This is a genomic window from Asticcacaulis sp. AC460 (assembly GCF_000495795.1).
Taxonomy (GTDB): domain Bacteria; phylum Pseudomonadota; class Alphaproteobacteria; order Caulobacterales; family Caulobacteraceae; genus Asticcacaulis.
Genome location: NZ_AWGD01000044.1, coordinates 1 through 15,690 on the forward strand (window position 1 = coordinate 1; position 15,690 = coordinate 15,690).

General features: G+C 62.8%; 15 protein-coding genes, 1 tRNA gene and 1 riboswitch. Of the genes, 10 read left to right on the forward strand and 6 right to left on the reverse strand.

Annotated features, from left to right (window positions below; all coding sequences use genetic code 11):
* Nucleotides 1–894 (reverse strand): outer membrane protein (locus ABAC460_RS46700; RefSeq protein WP_035426600.1); only part of this gene is annotated, 894 nt, incomplete at its 3' end.
* Nucleotides 895–1,311: 417 nt separating this feature from the next.
* Between ABAC460_RS46700 and ABAC460_RS46705 the strand changes: the two genes are divergently transcribed.
* Nucleotides 1,312–1,401, forward strand: a tRNA-Ser gene (locus ABAC460_RS46705).
* Nucleotides 1,402–1,577: 176 nt separating this feature from the next.
* Here ABAC460_RS46705 and ABAC460_RS46710 read toward each other — a convergent pair.
* The 3 genes from ABAC460_RS46710 to ABAC460_RS46720 are packed head-to-tail and all read right to left on the reverse strand — an operon-like array spanning nt 1,578 to nt 5,849.
* Entirely contained in the window at nt 1,578–2,840 is a 1,263-nt protein-coding gene (locus tag ABAC460_RS46710; protein ID WP_023455802.1) for a hypothetical protein, read from the reverse strand.
* A 7-nt stretch (nt 2,841–2,847) separates the two neighbouring features.
* Entirely contained in the window at nt 2,848–5,214 is a 2,367-nt protein-coding gene (locus tag ABAC460_RS46715) for a putative bifunctional diguanylate cyclase/phosphodiesterase (protein ID WP_023455803.1), read from the reverse strand.
* Nucleotides 5,215–5,222: 8 nt separating this feature from the next.
* Nucleotides 5,223–5,849 carry a hypothetical protein gene (locus tag ABAC460_RS46720; RefSeq protein ID WP_023455804.1) on the reverse strand — a complete coding sequence of 209 codons (627 nt, stop codon included), beginning with the start codon at nt 5,847–5,849 and terminating at the stop codon, nt 5,223–5,225.
* A 145-nt stretch (nt 5,850–5,994) separates the two neighbouring features.
* On the opposite strand from ABAC460_RS46720, the gene ABAC460_RS46725 reads away from it, so the two are divergent.
* Nucleotides 5,995–7,011: a threonine aldolase family protein gene (locus ABAC460_RS46725; protein WP_023455805.1), complete on the forward strand. Its 1,017-nt coding sequence runs from the start codon at nt 5,995–5,997 to the stop codon at nt 7,009–7,011.
* On the opposite strand, the gene ABAC460_RS46730 is transcribed toward ABAC460_RS46725, so the two are convergent.
* On the reverse strand, nt 7,006–7,863 hold the full coding sequence (locus ABAC460_RS46730) for a 2-dehydropantoate 2-reductase (protein ID WP_023455806.1): 858 nt from the start codon (nt 7,861–7,863) through the stop codon (nt 7,006–7,008). The two genes, ABAC460_RS46725 and ABAC460_RS46730, sit on opposite strands and share 6 nt — an antisense overlap.
* Before the next feature lie 47 nt (nt 7,864–7,910).
* Between ABAC460_RS46730 and ybaK the strand changes: the two genes are divergently transcribed.
* The 6 genes from ybaK (at nt 7,911) to ABAC460_RS46760 (ending at nt 12,343) form a co-directional block, all read left to right on the forward strand.
* Entirely contained in the window at nt 7,911–8,384 is a 474-nt protein-coding gene (ybaK, locus tag ABAC460_RS46735) for a Cys-tRNA(Pro) deacylase (protein ID WP_023455807.1), read from the forward strand.
* A gap of 48 nt (nt 8,385–8,432) precedes the next feature.
* Nucleotides 8,433–9,983, forward strand: coding sequence for a cryptochrome/photolyase family protein (locus ABAC460_RS46740; RefSeq protein ID WP_031237548.1), 1,551 nt, complete (start codon nt 8,433–8,435; stop codon nt 9,981–9,983).
* A 49-nt stretch (nt 9,984–10,032) separates the two neighbouring features.
* On the forward strand, nt 10,033–10,542 hold the full coding sequence (locus tag ABAC460_RS46745) for a TspO/MBR family protein (RefSeq protein ID WP_023455809.1): 510 nt from the start codon (nt 10,033–10,035) through the stop codon (nt 10,540–10,542).
* The gene (locus ABAC460_RS46750; RefSeq protein ID WP_031237549.1) at nt 10,542–11,240 is read left to right on the forward strand and encodes an SDR family NAD(P)-dependent oxidoreductase; all 699 of its coding nucleotides are present in this window, start codon (nt 10,542–10,544) and stop codon (nt 11,238–11,240) included. The genes ABAC460_RS46745 and ABAC460_RS46750 overlap by 1 nt, the downstream gene beginning before the upstream one ends.
* 87 nt (nt 11,241–11,327) lie before the next feature.
* Entirely contained in the window at nt 11,328–11,975 is a 648-nt protein-coding gene (maiA, locus tag ABAC460_RS46755; protein WP_023455811.1) for a maleylacetoacetate isomerase, read from the forward strand.
* 8 nt (nt 11,976–11,983) lie between these two features.
* Nucleotides 11,984–12,343, forward strand: a complete 360-nt coding sequence (locus ABAC460_RS46760) for a Rieske (2Fe-2S) protein (RefSeq protein WP_023455812.1) — start codon at nt 11,984–11,986, stop codon at nt 12,341–12,343.
* Here ABAC460_RS46760 and ABAC460_RS46765 read toward each other — a convergent pair.
* The gene (locus tag ABAC460_RS46765) at nt 12,340–13,209 is read right to left on the reverse strand and encodes an EamA family transporter (protein ID WP_023455813.1); all 870 of its coding nucleotides are present in this window, start codon (nt 13,207–13,209) and stop codon (nt 12,340–12,342) included. The two genes, ABAC460_RS46760 and ABAC460_RS46765, sit on opposite strands and share 4 nt — an antisense overlap.
* Nucleotides 13,210–13,218: 9 nt before the next feature.
* A riboswitch (guanidine-III (ykkC-III) riboswitch) is annotated at nt 13,219–13,285 on the reverse strand.
* A 99-nt stretch (nt 13,286–13,384) separates the two neighbouring features.
* Between ABAC460_RS46765 and ABAC460_RS46770 the strand changes: the two genes are divergently transcribed.
* Both ABAC460_RS46770 and paaC read left to right on the forward strand, forming a co-directional pair.
* Complete coding sequence (locus ABAC460_RS46770; protein ID WP_031237551.1) at nt 13,385–14,419, forward strand: glycosyl hydrolase family 18 protein; 1,035 nt, start codon at nt 13,385–13,387, stop codon at nt 14,417–14,419.
* 512 nt (nt 14,420–14,931) lie between these two features.
* Nucleotides 14,932–15,681 carry a 1,2-phenylacetyl-CoA epoxidase subunit PaaC gene (gene paaC / locus ABAC460_RS46775; protein ID WP_023455815.1) on the forward strand — a complete coding sequence of 250 codons (750 nt, stop codon included), beginning with the start codon at nt 14,932–14,934 and terminating at the stop codon, nt 15,679–15,681.
* Nucleotides 15,682–15,690: the final 9 nt, after the last annotated feature.

Below are 15,690 nucleotides of genomic sequence, written 5' to 3' on the forward strand. Positions count from 1 at the left end.
CGGCGGCGGGGTCACCGGCGGAGCGGGCGGCGGCGGCGGGGGCGGAGGCGCGACAACTTCCGGGGCGCCGAAGGCCCAACGCAGACCAACCGAGATCGTCTGGTCGTTGAACTTGCCCGAGAATTCACCCGGCTGTTCCCAGCCAGCGCCCGTGTCCGAAAGACCCGGGGTCATGTTGTGAGCCGACAGCGGCGCAACAATGCCGTCGAAGGTGGCTTCACCAGCCGCCAGGTAGCGGTAGGTGACGTCCAGGCTCAGGCGGTCGGACAGGGCCCAGGCGATACCAGCCAGGAACTGTGCGGCCGGAACCGTGTCATCACCGGTGATGCTGATGTCGGAAACCGCACCGGCCGGGCTGGTCGACATTTGGCCGATCAGCTTCGCCTTGACATGGTCCAGACCGAAGCCGACGCCGACGAACGGGTGCAGCGAGGATTCCGGCAGGATGTCATAGTACAGGTTGACCATGAAGGTGGTCTGGTCGAACGAACCGCGCGGACCGCCGCAGGGATCGTTCGCGCCACGGATGACGCCGACGGTGCAGAGCGCAGTATCAACGGTCGTGGTACCCGGAATGGTCGGATAGTCGCGAGCAAACGGAGCGGTCGCGGTGGTCACGTCGCCGGGGCGGTAGCCGCCTTCGAATTCAACGCGCCAGTTAGGGTTATAGCGATAACCGAGACGGGCAAAGCCAGCCCAGTCTTCGTCGGTCGCGACGTCGTACATGTACGCGCCACCGTCCGCCATGTGGCCGGTCGAAACGGCTTCATAGTCGCCCTTGGAATTATAGCCAAGGTCAACACCGCCGTACCAGCCCGGGTATTGTTCGGCAGAAGCGCCTGTCGCTGCTACCATCGCAGCGAGAGCGACGCCCGCTAGCAAACTGAGTTTCATATTAATTGCCCTCTCTTGGCCATCGAACGAACAGCCGATCATCTCGACTGAAACTTCTAGTACGCGACTTCAATAACTTTCCGAAGTCGTTTTGCATAGCACCCAAATGCGTATTTGGTTAAGAATCTGCACTTTTGGCTCCGCTTTGGCGAGAACTGACACCAGAAAGACACGCTTATGGGGATGCAATCGTACAGGTGGTCATAATGACCTAACGCTACGGTAAAAAATCTATAGGCCCACCAAGGGGGCCCATAAAAATATCATAAAGACCAGAAAAAGGCTTGCGGTTTCTTCGGCCTTTGCGTAGAGACACCGCCTCTGATCGACCCTACGGCGCTTATGCGCCGTCTGACCGTGTCAAATCGCAGATTTACAAGCTTGTATAATCTGATGTTTTTCCGGTCTCCCTCTGACGGAGAGGTGGCTGAGTGGTCGAAAGCACCGCACTCGAAATGCGGCATAGGGGCAACTCTATCGTGGGTTCGAATCCCACCCTCTCCGCCATCTATTCCCTGTAAAGAGAGCCCCCGACCGGGGGCTTTTTTATGCCTTCATGATGCCGCAATATATTAATGGGCGGTCGGCATATCGCCACGAAAAAGCACCGATTTTACCGATATTTCGTCACATTTTTCGCATCGCAACATGATGAATATGCGGTATTGCGTTGCGGGACGCGGCTACAGATGAGCCTTCAGCGCGATCTGCACCTGTGTCTGGGCCTGGCGCGGGTCCAGCCCCTGGATCGCGCGGGCCGGACGGTAACTGTTGACATGCAGGACTTCGGCAGCCAGGTCGAGATGGCCGGTCAGCGGGCGAATCCACGCCACGGTCGCCGCATGGCCCCTCTCGGTATTGTCGTCCTTCTTGCGCCAGGACAGGTCCTTCACGGCGAAATAGTCGATTCGCCCGGTCAGCTGTGATCCGTCGCCAAACTTGCGTGTCGCCAGCAGATAGGCCGAATCGTATTTGACGTCGAAGGCCCAGAAACCGTTCGACATGCGCCATCCCATGTTCGACTGGCCGGTCATGTATTGCCCCAGGACCTCCCAGTCCTGCGCCGGCTGCCAGGTAACGCCCAGATTGTAGAACCGCGTCGCCCAGCCCCACTGGCCATTGCGCAGGACCTGGGGATCGCCTTGGTTGTCATAGAATTCGGCATCGACGGCCAAGGGCGCCGGCGGGCGCCAGTCCAGTCGGACGTAGTAGCCCAGGCGGCCGTCGACCTCGGCCAGCGGCCGGCTGTGAGCCGACTGGTTGGCCCCCAGGGTGTTCGACCACCCCTGCGGCCCGTCGGGCAACGGCAGGCCTGTGCTTTCCGATGCCGAAATGTCGTGCAGGGCCCAGCCGCGCCAGGTCAGGATCGTCGCCGAGGTGTCGTTTTTGGTAAAGCCGCCCAAAGTCAGGGCCAGGCCGTGCTCGGCCACCTGAGTCTGGAGATTACCCTCCAGACCTTGAACAAGGACCTCCTCGCCTATCCAGCTATTGATCGCCGAGGGCGTCACGGTTCGCGTCGTCGTCCACCCGGCGCCGTCGTGCTCCAGCGAGACCGGCGGAAAGAACTGGCCGGCGCGCACGCTGTAGCGAAGCGCAGATTTCGGCACCGGCTTCCATTTGACGAAAGCTTCCTCGATCCCGAACGGCTCATCGGATTCAGGGACATACTGGCCGATGACATAGGCGGTGACCGTATCCGCCAGTCGCGGCTGCCATACCATGACCGCCTGGGCCAGGTGGGCGCCGTCGTCATTGCCGCCGTAGCGCGTCTTTCCAAAGCCGCCATCCAGCCAGCCACGCTCGCCGTCGGTGGCCGTCAGGCGCACATCCACCCAGGCCTTGACAGTCTCGGGCGAGAACAACTCGGTCTGCGCCAGACCTGGCGAAGCCGCCGACCCGGTCAGGGCGGCAGCAAGGGCGAGCCAAGGATGGGGATTTCGGATCATGTCTTAATCAACGGGCCTGGCGTGGGCGGAATTCGGGCATGCGGGCGCGAGCGTCGGCGACCTGGCGGAAGTCTTCCAGGAAGGGCACCAGGGCGTCATACGGCATGGGCTTGGCGATGCCGTAGCCCTGCGCGATATCGCATCCCATGGCCTGCAGCAGGGTAAAGGAGGTGCCGGTCTCGACACCTTCGGCGGTGACCTTCATGCCCAGGCCGTGGGCCAGGTCGATGGTCGAGCGCACCAGCAAGGCGTCGCGCTGGCCCTGCTCGATCTCCATGATGAAGGCGCGGTCGATCTTCAGTTCGTGAGCCGGAATCTGCTTGAGATAGGACAGCGAAGACAGGCCGGTGCCGAAGTCGTCCAGCGATATTTCGACGCCGTGTTCCACAAACGTATTGATCGCCGCAAGGCCGATCTTCGGGTCCTCGATAACCGCCGTTTCTGTGATTTCCAAGCAGATGTGGCCAACAGCCGTATCGACCAGACTGACCGTTCGGGCGTTGAAGTCGACATCCGACAACAGTCGGCCGGAATAGTTGATACTGATGTCGAGATCGAAGCCGGCCTCCTTCAGGCGGCGCTGGTCCTCCAGGACGGTGTCGAAGACATGCAGCGTGAGGTCGCGAATGGCGCCGGTTTCCTCGGCGATGGCCACGAAGCGCTGGGGCGAGACATAGCCGCGCTCCGGATGGTTCCACCGCACCAGGGCTTCGGCGCCGGTGATGCGGCCCTCACGGTAGCTGAACTTGGGCTGGTACCACACGGTCAGCGCCTTGGACTGCAGGGCGGCATAGAGCTGGTCGGTGAGCAGCAGGGTGTCGGCCAGTTCCGAATAGATGCGCGGATCGAACTGGGCGATACCGGTCTTGGCTGCGCGGGCTTGGTCCAGCGCGATCAGCGCGCGCTCGACCATTTCGTCGGTGGTCGGGCGGACATGGCTGACGTGATAGACGCCTTGGGACACATTGACGTCCAGGCTCTGGTCGTCGGTGACCTTGATGCGCTTGACCAGACGGGCGGCGATGGCGCGGGCCAGCGGCATGGCCTGTTCGGCATCGCACGGCGCCAGGCACAGGCCCAGGGTGTCGGCCGACAGGCGGGCGATGAAGGCCTTGTCGAACAGGCGCGCCAGGATGGTTTGCAGCCGCGAGACCAGGGTGTGGGCATAGGCCCCGCCCCAGACGGCACGGATATGGGCATATCGATCGATACCGATGGCGACAACGACGATTCCAACTTCCGAGGGGTCGTTCAGCTCAGCAATATGGTCTTCGAAGGCCGACCGGTTCGGCATATTGGTGGCGATATCGGTCTTGGCCAGCCGCATGATGTCGCGTTCGCGATCCTCGATCGACACGGCCATGTCGTTGAAGGCATGGGCCAGGTCGGCCATTTCGTCGGTCGTGGTGATACTTACCTGGCTGGAACGGCCATCGCGCAGGGCGCTGGCGGCCTCTTTAAGCGCCATGATCGGACGGGTCAGGGAACGTGCCAGGTACAGGCTGGCCATGATGACGAAGACCAGGCCCAGGGCGCCGATACCGAACAGGACCGTCAGCAGCGGTTGATAGGCTTTGAGCGCCGCGCTCAAGGGATAGCTGAGCAGCAGGACACTACGCTGGTCGTTTTCGAGATTGGGCAACGACGTGGCCACCGCGATCACCGTGCCGTGGCTGCTTTCGACCATGCTGGCGGCCTTGGTGTCCAGGCTCTGGTCAATGAAGAAGCTTAAAGAACTGGGCTTGTACGTGCTGGCCTGTTCGGCCGGCCCCTGCCACAGGCCGCCGCGGGTCTGGGTCAGGATCGATGCCTTGATCGGAATCGACGACAGGCCCTGCAGGTTCTGCATCTCAGCGTCGTCGAGGCGCGAAGCGAAGACGACCCAGCCCAGGCGGTCGGGCGCCATGACCGGCGCTGCCACGGCCTGATAGGGGCGGCTGTCGACCGAGATGATGCCGATCTGCGAATCGAGCTCGTCGCGTGCAGCCAGGGCATGCGCCAGGTTGTGGCCAAGCGCCGAAGTGTCGCCGGCGATCGGCCGGCCGTCACGGCCGATGACCAGGCCGGCATCCGTCTTCATGCGGGCCTGCAAATTCATGAAGGCGGAGTCGACGGTGGCGGTATCTTCGGTCGCGAGGGCCTGACGGAAGCCGAAGTCGCGCGACAGCACCATGGCATTGGTCTGAAGCGAGTCAGATTTCAGCGCCCAGATGCGGTTGAAAACGCTGGCCGAAGCCTGCAGTTCCTTCTGGACCGAGTCACGGGCATAGGACAGCACAGCCACATAGCAGGCCACGGCGATCACCAGCAGGGCGAGGGAAAACAACCCGCCATACATGACCGTCAGTTTGGTGCTGAGACGCTTGAATACCATGGACTGTCCTAATACGACCCGTTCTGGGTCAATCGCGCGCGCACCTTGACCGAGAAGGCCTGGGGCGCGTTGGTCTTGCCGGCCGTCATGGCCCGGGCGACTTCGTGGTCGGGCGCATCCATCAACGGATGCCAGACCTTCAAAGCGCCCGCCCCGTCCGGGACGCCCTTCAGGATGATCTTTCCGTCGGGACCGGTGGTCGCGAAGTAAGGTGTGTTGACGATGTGGATATAGGCCGACATCGAATCGTGGATGTTGCAGCCCAGGGCATCGGTACCGGGCTTGGTGAAGGTGACAGTCCGCGTCTGGCCCTTGCCGTACAACGGCAGCTGAAAAGGCATGGCCGGCGAGAAGGAATAGACGTGGTGGTTGACGCGGTCCTGGTTGGGAAAGCTCACCGTCGCCCCCACCGGCACGGCCAGGACGAAGGGGGTGAACTGGACATTTTTCTGCGTCATAACGTAGGCGGCCGATTTCAGCGATGCTGGAATCGCCGCGCCGGCCTTGGGAGTCCAGGTCACGACGGCAAAGGATACAGGCTTCCCGGCAGTGTCATTGATGGCGACACTGAGGTCCGCGGCCTGCGCCGCAGGGGCGGCCAGAAGGACAATCAGACTCGGAAAAAGGGCTTTCATACGCCCGGAATATCATAACAGCCTGAAAACCCGGTTAATCCGCAGGCAGAACCACGTTTTTGTATGAAGACCATCATGAAAGCCGACACGATTGCTTTCAGAAGTCCGCTGCGCCATAGACGAGGCCTCAGTTTAAGAGGATCCCATGGCCGGTTTTGCCAGCGACAATACTGCCCCCATTCACCCGAAAGTCCTGGCCGCACTGGCCGCCGTCAATGACGGCACAGCGCCGGCCTATGGCAATGACCCGGTCACGGCGCGCCTGCGCGAGACCATGGTCGAGGTCTTCCAGGCACCCCAAGTGCGAGTGTTTCCGGTCTTCAATGGCTCGGCGTGCAATGGCCTGGCCCTGGCGCGGATGATTCGGCCGTATGAATCCGTCCTCAGCCACCGCCAGGCGCATATCAATAATGACGAGTGCGGCCTGCCGGAATTCTTTACCGGCGGCAAGATTGTGGCGATTGACGGCTTCGGCGCCAAGCTGACGGTCGAAGCCATCGGCGACACCATCGCGCATGCCCTGGAACACGCGCCGCATACCTCGCGCCCCAAGGCGATCAGCCTGACCCAGAGCACCGAACTGGGCACTGTGTATAGCCTTGAGGAACTGGCGGCGTTAACGGCCTTCGCGCGGGCGCACGGACTGTATGTTCATATGGACGGGGCGCGTATCGCCAATGCGGTGGCGTCCTTGGGCTGCGCGCCGCATGAGGTGGTGAAGGGCGTCGATATCCTGTCGTTCGGCGGCACCAAGAACGGCGCCATGCTGGCCGAGGCCGCGGTGATCTTCAATCCGGCCCTGGCCGAGGACTTCGCCTATGTCCATAAGCGCGGCGGCCAACTTCCGTCCAAGGCGCGGTTCGTGTCGGCGCAGTTACAGGCCCTGCTGGAGGACGGCCTGTGGCTGGAACTGGGTGGCCATGCCAATGCCATGGCGCGCTTGCTGGCGGAGGGTTTGCAAACCGTGGAGGGCGTCGCCCTGCTCTACCCGGTCGAGGCCAATGAGCTGTTCGTCACCCTGCCCCGTCCGGTGGCGCAAGGCCTGTTCGCCAAGGGGCACCAGTTCTATCCCTGGCCAGCCGAAGGCCCGGACGCCTATCGCCTGGTGACCAGTTTCTCAACCACGCAGGCCGAGGTCAAAGCTTTCCTGGCGGATCTATAGCGCCGCCAGAAACGGTACCAGGGTGTCGCTGACCGGCGTCGGGACGCCGTGTTGACGGCCTTTGCGGATCAGCACAGCATTGCGCGCATCCCATTCACATTCACGGCCGGCGCGGATGTCTTCCAGCATCGAGTTGGTCTCGTCCGGCGGACAGGCCAGCCAGGTCGCCATCTGTTCCTCCAGAACCGAATCCGGCAGATCGGCGCCCTCGGCCCGGCCCACCGCAAGGGTTTCGGCCAGGATGGCGCGGGCCAGGTCGGCAATACCCGGCTTTTGGAAGACCGCCATGGGCTGGCGTGTCAGGGCCAGGACGGCGCCCGACCCGGCATTGACGCACAGCTTGCGCCACATTCGGGTGGTCAGATCGGAGACCGCCGCGGGGGTGGCGAAGCTGCCGGAAAACACTTCGCAAAAACTGCGACCGTCGTCATTGTCCTGCACCAGAAGACCAGCGCGGCCGTGCCAGAAGACCTCCCCTGGTGCCCGGCGTGTCGCCGGCACATCTACGACCACCGGCACGACGGCAGCGTCGCCGGCGAAAGGGGCGACTCTGTCGTTATGTTCGACGCCGTTCTGCAGGACGGCGATGCGCGTGGCCGGTCCGATCGCGGCGCGAATGGCGTCACCGGCCGAGGCCGTCTGATGCGCCTTCGTGCAGACGAAGACCCAGTCGGAGGGTGTGGCCAGCCCGATCTTCGCGGCATGACGGCGGAAGGGACCGTCGGCCGTGTCGACGGCTATTTCGGCAAAGGTCTGGCGCGAAACGAAGGTGACGTCATGGCCGGCATCGATCAGGGCGGCGCCGACGGTCAGGCCGACCGCGCCGGGGCCGATCAGGGTAATGGACGACATGACGACTCCTTGTCTTTATAGAAGGCCCGCCTTATCACAGCGTCGCCATGTCCAAAACCACCCCCGCCACGCTTTTCCTGATCAAGGCCGGTATCGCCTTCGACCTGCACCCGTATGACTACGATCCGGACGCGCCACGGGTCGGGCTGCAGGCGGCGGAAGCCCTGGGCGTCGATCCCGACCAGACTTTCAAAACCCTGATGGCCGAGGCCGACGGCAAGCCGGTGTGTGTGGTGGTGCCGTCACCACAGGAGGTCAGCATGAAGAAGCTGGCCGCCCATTTCGGCGCCAAGTCGGCCCACATGATGAAGGTGCCCGACGCCGAACGGCTGACCGGTTTCAAGGTCGGGGGCATCTCGCCCTTCGGCCAGCGCAAGCCCGTGCCGACCGCGATCGACGAAACCGCGCAGCTGTTCGACACCGTCTATATCAATGCCGGCCAGCGCGGCCTGTTGCTCAGCCTAACGCCTGATGACGCTGCGCGGGTGCTGTCGGCGGGCTTTGTCGATCTGATGGCCTGATCCGGTCGTCCCTGGCCGGCGTAATGTCAGTTTGACCGGAGACACGGCGTGCCGAAGCCTTCCCCGACTCTTCGTGTTGTGCTGGGCGATCAGTTGTCGACACGCCTGGCTGTGATCACCGAAGCCGACCGGGACAAGGATGTGATCCTGATGGCCGAGGTGATGCGCGAAGCCACCTATGTCAGCCATCACGTCAAGAAGATCGCCTTTCTGTTCTCGGCCATGCGCCACTACGCCCAGGCCTTGCGCGAAGCCGGGTTCACTGTCCGCTATGTCCAGCTCGACGATGGCAACAACAGCCAAAGCCTGGAAGGTGAGATTCTTCGCGCCGTCGACGCCTTGGGCCCCGACCGGGTCGTGGTGACCGAACCGGGGGAATGGCGCCTGCGCGAAAGCTTCGAAGCCCTGCGCCTGGCTCTCCCTGTGCCGCTCGATGTTTTGCCCGACACCCGTTTTCTGTGCAGCCACGCCGAGTTCAACGCCTGGGCGGACAGCCGTACGACCCTGCGCATGGAGCATTTCTACCGCGATATGCGCCGGCGCCACGGTCTGTTGCTTGAAGTCGACGGCAAGCCCTGCGGCGGACAATGGAATTTCGACAAGGACAACCGCAAGCCCGCCCCGGCCGAGCTGAAGGTCCCGCCGCGGATCAGCTTTCGCAAGGACGCGATCACCCGCGATGTGCTGAACCTGGTGCGGACACGTTTTCCCGATGGCTTCGGCCGCCTCGAACCCTTCCATTTCGCCGTCAACCGTCGCCAGGCCCTGCGCGAACTGGACCATTTCACGGTTCATATTCTGCCGCACTTTGGCGACTACCAGGACGCCATGGTCCAGGGGCAGCCATACCTGTATCATTCGCTGCTGTCCGCCTATATCAATGCCGGTCTTCTGTACCCCATGGAGGTCTGCCGCCGCGCCGAGGCCGCCTGGCGTGACGGCACCGCCCCGATCAATGCCGTCGAAGGCTTTATTCGTCAGATCCTGGGATGGCGCGAATATGTCCGCGGCATCTATTGGCGCTTCATGCCGGACTATCTCGAGCGTAACGCCCTGAAGGCCGGCCGCCCCTTGCCATGGTTCTACTGGAGCGGCGAGACCCGCATGGCCTGCGTCGCCGAGGCGGTCGGTCATACGATCGACCATGCCTATTCGCACCATATCCAGCGCCTGATGGTCACCGGGAACTTCGCCCTTCTGGCCGGCCTGGATCCCGTCGCGGTCCATGAATGGTACCTGGCCGTCTATGCCGATGCCTATGAATGGGTCGAACTGCCCAATACGCTGGGCATGGCGCTGCACGCCGATGGCGGCCTTCTGGCGTCCAAGCCCTATGCGGCCAGCGGCAACTATATCAACCGCATGAGCAACTACTGTTCCGGCTGCGCCTACGATCCGAAGGTGACGACCGGCGAGAAGGCCTGCCCCTTCAACGCCCTGTACTGGGATTTTCTCGACCGCCACCGTGACCGTTTCTCAGGGAATGCGCGCATGCCCTATGTCTACAGCACTTGGGATCGCATGGGGCCCGAACGCCAGGCCGCCATCCGCACGCAGGCCGCCGCGCATCTGGAGGCCATGGCGCGCAACGCCCTGTGAACCAAAGGCAGGTCCGCATCGTAAAGGGTGGAAGCTCAAAGAGGTTATCATGTCCGTCAGTGCCACGCGCAATGTCCCCGCCAAACTCAATCCTATACTCGCCCTGGTTCTTGCGGCGGCTATCGTCGCGTCAGCCGCTTTTGTCGGGAATCTCGCCACATTCAGCGGTCTCGTTCCGTGGTACGCCAGCCTGAACAAGCCGGCCTTCACGCCGCCCAACTGGCTGTTCGGTCCCGTCTGGTCGCTATTGTACCTGACCATGATCTTTGCCTTTTGGCGCGTCCTGACCCGGCCGCGCGACACCGCCGGCCGGGGACGGGCCATGGTCTGGTTCGTCGTCCAGATGGTGCTGAACGGCGCCTGGTCAGTGGCCTTCTTTGGCCTGCAATCGCCCCTGCTGGGCCTGATCACGATCGCCGCCCTCGTCGTCGCCCTGCTGGGAACAATAGGGGCGTTTCTGAAGGTCGACCGTGCCGCCGGTTTCGTGCTGCTGCCCTATCTTGCCTGGGTCAGCTTCGCTTCCGCGCTGAACGGCGCCGTCTGGTGGTTGAACCGCTGATGGCACGCTTTCTGATTATCGCCGGCGCCAGCGCCATTGGACAGGCCACGGCGCAGCAATTGCGCGATGAAGGCCATCAGGTCATGACAACCGCACGCGACAGGTCGCGTATCTCCCCTGACTTCACCCTTGACGCCAGCGATTTCGATGCGGTCGACCAGGCCGTTCGAGACGCCGGACCGCTGGACGGCGTCGTCAACTGCGCCGGATCGCTGATGCTGCGCGCGGCGCACCTGACGACACGCGCCCAGTATGACGAGACGATCCATGCGTCCCTGACCACGGCCTTTGCCACCGTCCGCGCCGCCGCGCGTCACATGCCCCAGGGCGGGTCGGTGGTTCTGATTTCCTCGGCCGCCGCGCGCACGGGGCTGGCCAACCATGAAGCCATAGCCGCCGCCAAGGCTGGGATTAGCGGCCTCACCCTGTCGGCAGCTGCGACCTATGCCGGGGTCGGACTCAGGGTCAATGCGATCGCGCCGGGTCTGATCGAATCACCCTTGACCGCCTTGCTGACGAATTCTGAGACGTCCCGCCGCGTCTCCGAGTCCATGCACGCCCTGGGGCGCATCGGACGACCGGAGGACGCCGCCCGTGCCGTCGTCTTTCTGCTCGATCCGGCGAATAGCTGGATTACCGGCCAGGTTCTGGGCGTCGATGGCGGCCTCGGGAGCATCCGGCCGAAGACAAGAGTATAGTCACACCCTTGTGAGCGGCCTGCGCCTTCTCCCGACCGCCGCGCTTCGCTATCTTTAAAGGCGAGGCGGGCCGACAGGAGACCTGAGATGTTGAAACTGCACGGCTACTGGCGCTCCAGCGCCGCCTACCGCGTCCGCATCGCGCTCAATCTCAAAAATCTGCCGTATGAGCAGGTCACCCACAACCTGCGCACCGGGGAACAGCATTCGGCGGCCTATAAGGCGCTGAACCCGCAAGGCCTGGTGCCGGCCCTGGAGCACGACGGTGAGGTCATCACCCAGAGCGTCGCCATTCTGGAGTGGCTGGAGGAACGTTTTCCCGAACCAGCCTTATTACCGGTCACGCCCGAAGCCCGCGCCGCCGTGCGGGCCATGTGCGGCCTGATCGCCGCCGACATCCATCCCCTCAATAACCTGCGGGTTCTCAAGGCGCTCAAAACCGACCTGATGGCCGACGAAGCCGCCATCAAGCGCTGGACCAAGGGCTGGATCGGCGAAGGCTTCGCCGCGCTGGATCAATTGATCGCCCACCACGGCCACGGCTACTGCTTCGGCAAGACGCCGACCCTGGCCGACTGCCTGCTGATACCGCAGATGTTCTCGGCGCAACGGTTCGAGGTCGATCTGAAGCCCTACCCCAATATCCGCGCCGTCGGGGAGCATTGCGCCGATCATCCCGGCTTCAACCGCGCCCATCCGCGGCATCAGCCCGACGCCGACACGGTCGACGCCTAGGTCTTAATGTGAGTCACTTACGCGTCTATTCCACCCCGGCCGGCGTCAGCCTGGGGTCTCTCGATCTGATCGCACCGGGCAAGGCACGCAACTTCGTGCTCGAAATCGGCGAGGCGCATTTCCATGGCTTTGTCGTGCGTCAGGATGAGCGGGTTTACGGCTATGTCGACCGCTGCCCCCATGCCGGCATGCCGCTGGCCCAGGAACTGGACGACTATTTGACGCCGCAGGGCGACCTGATCGTCTGTTCCTGGCACGGGGCGCTGTTTCGCATTTCCAGCGGACTGTGCATCGGAGGGCCGTGCGGCGGCCAATCGCTGACACCCTGGCCCGTGACGGTGCAAGACGGCCGGATCGTTACGGCCTAGTTGGGCGCTTCTGCCGCCCGCTTTGAGGTCAGGCTGCTGCCGGCCGAGGCGATGATCACAAGGCCAATAGCCAGCCACTGCGGGCCGGTCAGTAATTCATGCAGCAGAACCAGGGCCGCCAGGGCGGCGACGGCCGGCTCCAGGCTCATCATCAGGCCGAAGGTCTTGGCCGGGATGTGCTTCAGGGCCAGCATCTCGAGCGTATAGGGGATGGCGCCCGACAGGATGGCCAGACCCAGGCCCCACAGCAGGATCTGGGGTTCGAACAGCTGCGCGCCGGCATGGGCGATGCCGATCGGCACCGTGAACAGGGTCGAAAACGCCATGCCGATGGCCACAGCCTTGCCGCCATGGACGCGGTCGCTGACCTTCTGGCCCAGTATAATATAGAGACCCCAGCACACGCCGGCGATACAGGCGAAGACTACGCCCAGAAGATCAAGCGCACCGGCGCCGCCGTGGAACGGCAGCAGGATGGCCAGGCCGGCGATGGCGCAGGCGACCCAGACCGCGTCCAGCCAACGCCGCGACGCCAGGATAGCGACGGTCAAAGGCCCGGCGAATTCGATGGCGACGGCAATCCCCAGCGGCAGGCGCTGAACCGCCATATAGAAGACCAGGTTCATGACCCCGAGCAGGCCGCCATAGAGCAGGACCAGTCCCCAGTCGGCGCGGGTCTTCGGCCCACCCTTCCAGGGTTGGAACAGGGCGATCAGGACGATGGCCGAAAAGGCCTGGCGCAGAGCCGTCGTGCCTTCGGCGCCGATAAGCGGGAACAGGTGTTTGGCCAGGGACGCGCCGATCTGCACCGAGACGATGGCGATCAGGACGGCCGGTATGGGCCAGGACTTGGCGTGCACGGACATAATCATTCTCCGGCGTCGTCTTGTCTTGACCGGGTACGACGCCCCTCGTCCGGAGATGATCTGCCGGATCATTAGCCAAACCCCGTCAGCATCTCAAGCTGCCGGAAAATAAAATTGGTCTTATTGATTATGACCAAAGGCGGTGACACTCTGTCGCAAAACAGAGGGAAACGTCATGTTCAGAACACTTGCTGCCGCGCTTTTAGCGCTGATGATTGCCGCGCCCGCCGTTGCCAAGCCCGCAAAACCTGTGGTTATCGGCTATATCCCGACCTTCAAGGACTACCGTCCGACGCTTGAGGTCATCGATATGTCCAAGCTGACCCACATCAACATCTCCTTCGCCAATCCGGATGCCGAGGGGCGGTTCGTCAACGGTGATCTGCTGGCGTGTTCGGACGGCTACGCACCCGGTGACGGCATGCTACCGGCGGCGGATATTCGCAATATCGTCGCCAAGGCGCACAAGCACGGCGTCAAGGTATTGGTCTCGCTGGGCGGCGGGACCTTGCCGAAATGCTCGGGTGACTGGGTCGACCTGCTGTCGGACGAGAAGCGCGCCACCACCGTCGCCAACCTGGTCAAGTTCGCCGAAGAGTTCGATCTCGACGGGATCGATGTCGACCTGGAATGGGAGATCCTCACCGCCATCGACAAGGCCGGGCGCTATGTGCAGTTCACCGCAGAGTTGTCGCGCGAACTGGACAAGCGCGGCCTGCTGCTGACCTGCGCGACCGCGTCTAACCCGGGCGGCATGATCCCGATCGGGTCGATCCCGCATTTCGACTATATCAACCTCATGTCCTATGACGGCGTCGGCCCGACCTGGGGGCCGGCAGGGGGCGAAAACGCGTCGATGGAGATGGCGCGTAAGGATATTGCGGTTTGGCTGGCTCGCGGTGCGCCGAAAGAAAAGATCGTGCTGGGTGTGCCGTTCTATGGCCGCGGCTTCGGTGAGTATGCCGGGCAGTTCAACGACTATCGCCATATCCTGGAGCGCTTCGGCGAGGATGCTGCTTATGGCGACGTCATCGGCGAACGCTGCGCCGGTTGTTCGTACATCACCTATAGCGGCCGTCCGACGACCCGGGCGAAGGCTCGGTTGGCGGCGGAGCAGACCGCCGGTGTGATGATCTGGGAACTGACCGAGGATGTGCAAGGACCGAACAGCTTGTTGGATGCGCTGTATGACTCGCTGAATAATGAGTAGGTAGGGAAAGCGCGCTTGACTTATCCTCCCCCGCTTGCGGGGGAGGTGGCGAGCAAGTGAGCCCCTTGTGGGCGAAACGCGTCGAGACGGAGGGGGCGTTACGAGCTCTCCGCTCCCCCTCCGCTTCGACGCGCTACGGCCGCTGGCCTTCGCTTGCTCAGCACCTCCCCCGCAAGCGGTGGAGGATAAGAGCGCACAGGCGGCAACCTTAACCCGCACAATAACCGCAGCAAATTATACGATTTATAAGACCATCCGTTCGGAAATTTTCGCAAATTTATGCGCCTTCCGCAATATTTGACATAAATGTCAATTTCCGGTTTGACCGCCACGGCGAATTTTTGTATCAACAAAATCAATAACAAGAGAAACGCCACGATGTACGTCTCGGTCACTCAGAGAGCCCGCACCCCGAAAATGCTGCAAGAATCGATTGCAGCAAAGACGGTTAAGACCCGGATCGGCGTTCCGCACATTCTACAACAATAAGAGATTACAGGAAGGCTACGGCCATGCGCGATCCCCTGTTCGACTACACCCTCCGCCTGGGTGACGACGCCTTCATTCTGGGCCAGAAGCTGAGCACATGGTGCGGCCATGCCCCCTGCCTGGAGGTCGATCTCGGCCTGTCCAGCCTGGCGCTCGACCTCGTCGGTCAGGGCACCGACTGGCTGGAGTTGGCGGGCCGCATCGAAGGCGCCGGACGTAATGCCGACGCCCTAGCCTTTCAGCGTAGCAGCGATCAGTTCCAGAACTGCCTGCTGGTCGAACAGGCCAATGGCGACTTCGCCCAGACCCTGGCGCGCCAGTTCCTGTTCTCCAACTGGCAGCATCTGATGCTGGAGGCCCTGACCGGGTCGGCGAACAAGGATGTCGCCGCCATCGCCGAACGCAGCGTCCGCGATGTCGCCTACCATGTCGATTTCAGCCGCGACTGGATGGTCCGGTTGGGCGACGGCGCCTGCCTGAGCCACCATCGCCTGGTCAAGAGCCTGGAAATGATGTCGCGCTATGTCGATGAACTTTTCATCATGGACGATTGCGACGAAATCCTGCTGGATCGCGGTATTGCGGTCGACAAGACCGCCCTGCGTCCGGAATACGACGCCCGGATCGAAGCCGTGCTGCAGGAAGCCGGCCTGGTCGCGCCGCGTCCCCAGGCGCCACTTATCGGCGCCCGCAAGGTTCACGGTGACGACGTGCGGCAATTGGAAGACATGCACTTCAACCTGCGCAACAACGACGTGCGTTGGGGTTTCTGATTTCAATTG